We start from the raw sequence: 5,737 nt of genomic DNA on the forward strand, positions 1-5,737 counted from the left end.
TCGCAATCCACACCTGGCCAGAAGGCCCTCACTCATTTCAAGATCACCCGGCCGTGAGCCCTGTCACCAACCTCCGTGGTCAGTACAACTAGGGCTGCGACTCGCCCGTTCGCCTCCGGGACGCTCGGACCCGGTGCCGACGGTCGGCACTCCGGCGCTCGTACCTCGCTCGTCGCTTCTCCCTTTCGGCACCGGCGCACCCCTTCGGCTCAGGACGGCTCCATCCCGCTCCGCGAGCCCGGCTGTGCCGATCGGGGCGGGCTCGCTAGGGTTTCGGACATGGCCGACTACCACGACGATCTCCGACTCGCCCATGTCCTCGCCGACTCGGCCGACTCGGTCACCCTGGAGCGTTTCCGCGCCCTCGACCTGAAGATCGAGACCAAGCCCGACCTCACCCCGGTCAGCGACGCCGACAAGGCCGCCGAGGAGCTCGTGCGCAGCGTGCTCCAGCGGGCCCGTCCGCGCGACGCGGTCCTCGGCGAGGAGTTCGGCCTGCAGGGCTCGGGCCCGCGCCGCTGGGTGATCGACCCGATCGACGGCACCAAGAACTACATCCGCGGCGTCCCGGTCTGGGCCACCCTGATCGCGCTGCTGGAGGACGGCCCGGACGGCGTCGAGCACCCGGTGGTCGGCATCGTCTCCGCGCCCGCGCTGCAGCGCCGCTGGTGGGCCGCCAAGGGCCTGGGCGCCTACGCCGGCCGCAGCCTGGCCAAGGCCTCCCGGATCCACGTCTCCGGCGTGTCCCGGATCGAGGACGCCTCCTTCTCGTACTCCTCCCTCACCGGCTGGGAGGACCGCGGCCGCCTCGACCCGTTCCTGGACCTCACCCGGGCCTGCTGGCGCACCCGCGCCTACGGCGACTTCTGGTCCTACATGATGGTCGCCGAGGGCGCGGTGGACATCGCCGCCGAGCCCGAGCTGTCGCTGTGGGACATGGCCGCGCCGTGCATCGTGGTCGAGGAGGCGGGCGGCCGCTTCACCGGTCTGGACGGCATCCCCGGTCCGGGCGGCGCCGACGCGGTCGCCTCCAACGGCCTGCTGCACGAGGAGACCCTGCGGCGGCTGAGCGTGTAGCAGTTACTCACCCGCTCGCCTCCGGGACGCTCGGACCCGGTGCCGACGGTCGGCGCTCCGGCGCTCGTTCCTCGCTCGTCGCTTCTCCCTTTCGGCACCGGCGCGCCCCTTCGGCTCCGGGGCGGGAATGGTTGCGGGCCCCTTGACCAGTTCGTGCTGGTCGAGGGGCCCGCCGCTTGCTCGGTCCCGGTCACCGCTACTGCTTGCGCAGCTCCCGGACCGCCGCCTCCAGCCGCTGCCCGTAGTCGGCGTCGGCCCTGCGGAAGTTGTCGACCGCCCGCTCCACGATGTCCTCGCGGTCGGCGGAGACCTTGGCGATGAAGCCGGCCAGGTTGGCGATCAGCCGCTGCTTCTCGTCCTCGGAGTAGAGCCGGTAGAGGTTGCCGGCCTGCGTGAAGTCGTCGTCCTCGGTGTGCGAGGGCACCGCGTGGTTGCCGGTGAGGCCGTCGACGGCGGTGGCGGCCCACAGCGGGCGGCCGGTCTGCACCGGGCCGCCGAAGCTGTTCGGCTCGTAGTTCTTCTGCCGCCCGTGGCGGCCGTCGTACAGGTGGCCGTCGCGGCTGTTGGTGCGGGCCTCGGCGGCGTGCGGGCGGTTCACCGGCAGGTGGTCGGCGTTGATGCCGACCCGGTAGCGGTGGGCGTCGGCGTAGGCGAACAGGCGGCCCTGGAGCATCTTGTCCGGGGACGGGCCGATGCCGGGCACGAAGTGCGCCGGGGAGAAGATCGACTGCTCGACCTCGGCGAAGACGTTCTCCGGGTTGCGGTTGAGCTCCAGCCGGCCGATCTCGATCGGCGGGTAGTCGGCGTGCGGCCAGACCTTGGTCAGGTCGAAGGGGTTGAAGCGGTAGGCCGCCGCGTCGGCCGCCGGCATGATCTGGACCTGCACCGTCCAGGTGGGGAACTCGCCGCGCTCGATGGACTCGCGCAGGTCGCGCTGGTGGCTGTCCGGGTCCTCGCCGGCGAGCGTGTTGGCCTCGGCCTGGGTGAGGTTGCGGATGCCCTGGTCGGTCTTGAAGTGGTACTTGACCCAGAAGTACTCGCCGGCCTCGTTCTGCCACTGGAAGGTGTGCGAGCCGTAGCCGTTCATGTGCCGGTAGGTGGCCGGGATGCCGCGGTCGCCGAACAGCCAGGTCACCTGGTGGGTCGCCTCGGGCGACAGGCCCCAGAAGTCCCAGACGTTGTCGGCCTCCTGCGAGCCGGTGTACGGGTCGCGCTTCTGGGTGTGGATGAAGTCCGGGAACTTGACCGCGTCCTTGATGAAGAACACCGGGGTGTTGTTGCCGACGAGGTCGTAGTTGCCCTCCTCGGTGTAGAACTTCACCGCGAAACCGCGCGGGTCGCGCACCGCGTCGGCCGAGCCGAGGTTGCCGGCCACGGTGGAGAAGCGCAGGAAGACCTCGGTCTGCTTGCCGACCTCGGACAGGAACGCCGCCCGGGTGTACCGCGACACGTCGGCGGTCACCGTGAAGGTGCCGTACGCCGCGGCGCCGCGGGCGTGCACCACGCGCTCCGGGATCCGCTCGCGGTTGAAGTGCGCGAGCTTCTCGAACAGCAGCTGGTCCTGGATCAGGGCCGGGCCGCCGGCGCCCGCGGTCTCGGTGTTCTGGTTGTCGGCGACGGGGGCACCCGCCTCCGTGGTGAGGGTCGGGCGCGGCTCGTCCTGCGTGGTCATAACGGGTGCCTCCGAGGGATCCGATCGTGATGACACGATCCTAACTTGGACATTGTCTAAGTCAACACTGGAACCAAACTCAGAGCATGACTTACTCTGGTGCCATGAGTGACCTGCTGGAGAGACTGCGCGGACGCGGCTGGCGGCTCACCTCGCAGCGCCGGGTGGTGGCCGAGGTCCTCGACGGCGAGCACGTCCACCTCACCGCGGACGAGGTGCACGCCCGCGCCGCCGCCCACCTGCCCGAGATCAGCCGCGCCACCGTCTACAACACGCTCGGCGAACTCGTCGCCCTCGGCGAGGTGCTGGAGGTGGCCACCGACGGCCGCGCCAAGCGCTACGACCCCAACGCCCACCGCGCCCACCAGCACCTGGTCTGCTCCGGCTGCGGCGCGATCCGCGACGTCCACCCGCACGGCGACCCGCTGACCGCCCTGCCCGCCGCCGAGCGCTTCGGCTTCGCGGTCACCGCCGCCGAGGTCACCTACCGCGGCCTGTGCCCCGACTGCCGCCCCTGACGCGCCGACCGGCCCTGCCCCCCCTGGCGGGCCCCGCCCCGCTGCCGGGGCGCTACGCGCTGAGCTCCGCGTGCAGCGCGCCCAGCAGCCGCCCGGCCCGCTCGGCCACCTCGGCCGGCCCGTAGTCGATCGCCCGCCGGCACCAGTTCTCGGCCTGCACCGGCTCACCCCGGCGCAGCGCCAGCAGCGCCAGGCGCAGCGCGGCACGCCCGTGCCCGGCGTCGGCGGCCCGGGCGTACCAGAGCATCGCCTCCGCCTCGCTGTCCTGCCGCGCCAGCAGCAGCCCCAGGTTGAACGCGGCGCTGCGGCTGCCCGCCTCGGCGGCCCGCCGGTACCAGCTCTCGGCGATCTCCAGCGCCCCGCGCTCGGCCGCCCGCACGCCCATCCGCACCTGCGCCCGCCGGTGCCCGGCGTCGGCCGCCACCGCGTACCAGTGCTCGGCCTCGGCGTCGGCGTCCCCGCGCCGGTCCAGCACCGAGGCCAGCCGGAACGCGCCCTCGGCGGAGCCGCCGGCCGCCGCCTGCCGGTAGCGCTCCAGCGCGCCGGCCAGGTTGCCGCGCTGCTCCTGGGCGACGGCCAGCTGCAGCGCCGCCTCGCCGTGGCCCTCGGCGGCGGCCCGCGCGTACCACTCCTGGGCCTGGCGGTGCTCGCCGCGCCCGGCGTGCAGCACGCCGAGGTTGAAGGCTCCGTCGACGCTGCCGGCCTCGGCGGCCTTGGAGAACCAGGGCGCGGCGCCGGACTCGTCGCCGCGCTGCAGCAGCACCACGGCCAGCGCGTTGCAGGCCTCCCGGTGCCCGGCGTACGCGGCCCGGCGGTACCACTGCTCGGCCTGCTGCTCGCGGCCGGTGCCGGCGCAGAGCAGGCCGAGGTTGAAGGCGCCGTTCTGGTCGCCCGCGTCGAGGGCGGTGCGGTACCAGTGCTCGGCCTCCTTGGCCTCGCCGCGGCTCGCATGCAGGGCGCCGAGCGCGTTGGCGGCGTTGCCGTCGCCGGCCTCGGCGGCCTCCCGCCACCACTCGGCGGCGGCGGTGACCTCCCCGGAGTCGCGCAGCAGGAAGCCGAGCGCGCAGGCGGCGCGCGGCTCGCCGTTCTGGGCGGACTGCCGGTACCAGCGGGCCGCCTCGTCCAGCAGCGACTGGTCGGTGCGGGAGCGCTCCTCCAGCAGCACGCCCAGGCGCAGCGCGGCGCGGGCGTGGCTGCGGGCGGCGGCGGTGCGGTACCAGGCCTCGGCGGTCTCCTTGTCCCCGGCGGCCTCGCGCATCCGGGCCAGCCGGTAGGCGGCCTCGCGGTGCCCGGCGTCGGCGGAGACCTTGAACCAGCGCTCGGCCCGCACGTCGCGCCGGTGCTCCATCAGGTCGCCCAGCGCGTAGGCGCCGAGCGGGTGGCCGTGGTCGGCGGCGAAGTGCAGCCAGTACTCGGCGGCCTCCTCCTCGCCCTGGTCGCGCAGCTGGAGCCCGAGCGCGTGCGCGGCCGGGGCGCTGCCGGCCACGGCGGCGTGGCGCCACCACTGGCCGGCCTCGGCGCGGTGGCCCTGCTGGTGCAGCAGCACGCCGAGGTTGTTGGCGGCGGCGCGCACCCCGGCGGCCGCGGCGGCGCGCAGGTAGGGCTCGGCGTCCTCCAGGTCGCCGCGGCGCAGCAGCAGGGTGCCGAGCCGGGAGGCCGCGTCCGCGTCTCCGCCGTCGGCGGCCTGCCGGTGGCGGGCCTCCAGGGCGGCGGACTCGCGGGCGGCCAACGCGGTCTCGAAGCTGGTCGGGTCCAGGCCGGAGGGGTCCAGGGCGGCCCCCGGGGGCACGTCCTCGTCGGCCGCGGCGCCGTACGGGCCGACGGCGGCGGAGAACTGACGGGTGGGCACGTGGACGAGGCTGTCCGGCCCGAAGCCGCCGGCCTGGGGGCGCTCCGACAGGCCGCTGGTGCGCTGGGCAGGCAGGGCTCCGGGGCGGCTGTCGGGGGTCTCGGTGCTCTCCGCCCAGGCGTCGGTGTCCGCCTCGACTGCCGCACCGGACTTGGTGCCTGACTTGCCGATCAGCCTCATGCCGACTCCCGCTCCCCCAGAGTGTCGCGGCATCGTGCCCCGGCCCGCGGCCGGAGGGACTCGCGGGAGAGGTGCCGGACCCGACGGCCGGTCAGCAACCGTGCACCGTCTCCCAAGTGTCCCATCGTCGCATCACCCGCTACCCGCGTACACCTACCCCGGCCGAATTCGGGCGGGGCCGACCCGAAGCCGACGAAATTGCTTCGGCGCTTTGTCGATTTCCCGACACTTCCACCCCACAAACCCCAGTGCCGTCCCCGTTGGCGACGGTCGATAGTACCGGAGCGGTTCCCACCGCTTCCGGACGGAAACGCCCGCGCCCGAAAACGCGAAGGGCCCGGAGGAAGAATCCTCCGGGCCCTTCGGCTACTGAGTAGCGGGGACAGGATTTGAACCTGCGACCTCTGGGTTATGAGCCCAGCGAGCTACCGAGCTGCTCCA

4 protein-coding genes are annotated in these 5,737 nt (G+C 73.7%); 2 read left to right on the forward strand and 2 right to left on the reverse strand.

What is annotated here, in order from left to right:
- The first annotated feature begins 279 nt into the window (after positions 1–279).
- The gene (gene hisN, locus ACWC9T_RS40430) at positions 280–1,077 is read left to right on the forward strand and encodes a histidinol-phosphatase (RefSeq protein WP_449826031.1); all 798 of its coding nucleotides are present in this window, start codon (positions 280–282) and stop codon (positions 1,075–1,077) included.
- A 196-nt stretch (positions 1,078–1,273) separates the two neighbouring features.
- Here the strand turns inward: hisN and ACWC9T_RS40435 are convergent, their stop codons facing one another.
- The gene (locus ACWC9T_RS40435; protein WP_449826032.1) at positions 1,274–2,749 is read right to left on the reverse strand and encodes a catalase; all 1,476 of its coding nucleotides are present in this window, start codon (positions 2,747–2,749) and stop codon (positions 1,274–1,276) included.
- A 104-nt stretch (positions 2,750–2,853) separates the two neighbouring features.
- Here ACWC9T_RS40435 and ACWC9T_RS40440 point away from each other — a divergent pair, with 104 nt between their 5' ends.
- A complete protein-coding gene (locus ACWC9T_RS40440; RefSeq protein WP_396246953.1) occupies positions 2,854–3,267 on the forward strand; it encodes a Fur family transcriptional regulator in 414 nt (137 codons plus the stop codon).
- 52 nt (positions 3,268–3,319) lie between these two features.
- Here ACWC9T_RS40440 and ACWC9T_RS40445 read toward each other — a convergent pair whose 3' ends face one another.
- On the reverse strand, positions 3,320–5,296 hold the full coding sequence (locus tag ACWC9T_RS40445; protein WP_449826033.1) for a tetratricopeptide repeat protein: 1,977 nt from the start codon (positions 5,294–5,296) through the stop codon (positions 3,320–3,322).
- Positions 5,297–5,737: the final 441 nt, after the last annotated feature.

Source organism: Kitasatospora sp. NPDC001159, from assembly GCF_053598235.1.

Coding starts and splice junctions, on each gene's coding strand:
- hisN (WP_449826031.1), top strand. CDS start 280: ATGGCCGACTACCACGACGATCTCCGACTCGCCCATGTCCTCGCCGAC.
- ACWC9T_RS40435 (WP_449826032.1), bottom strand. CDS start 2,749: ATGACCACGCAGGACGAGCCGCGCCCGACCCTCACCACGGAGGCGGGT.
- ACWC9T_RS40440 (WP_396246953.1), top strand. CDS start 2,854: ATGAGTGACCTGCTGGAGAGACTGCGCGGACGCGGCTGGCGGCTCACC.
- ACWC9T_RS40445 (WP_449826033.1), bottom strand. CDS start 5,296: ATGAGGCTGATCGGCAAGTCAGGCACCAAGTCCGGTGCGGCAGTCGAG.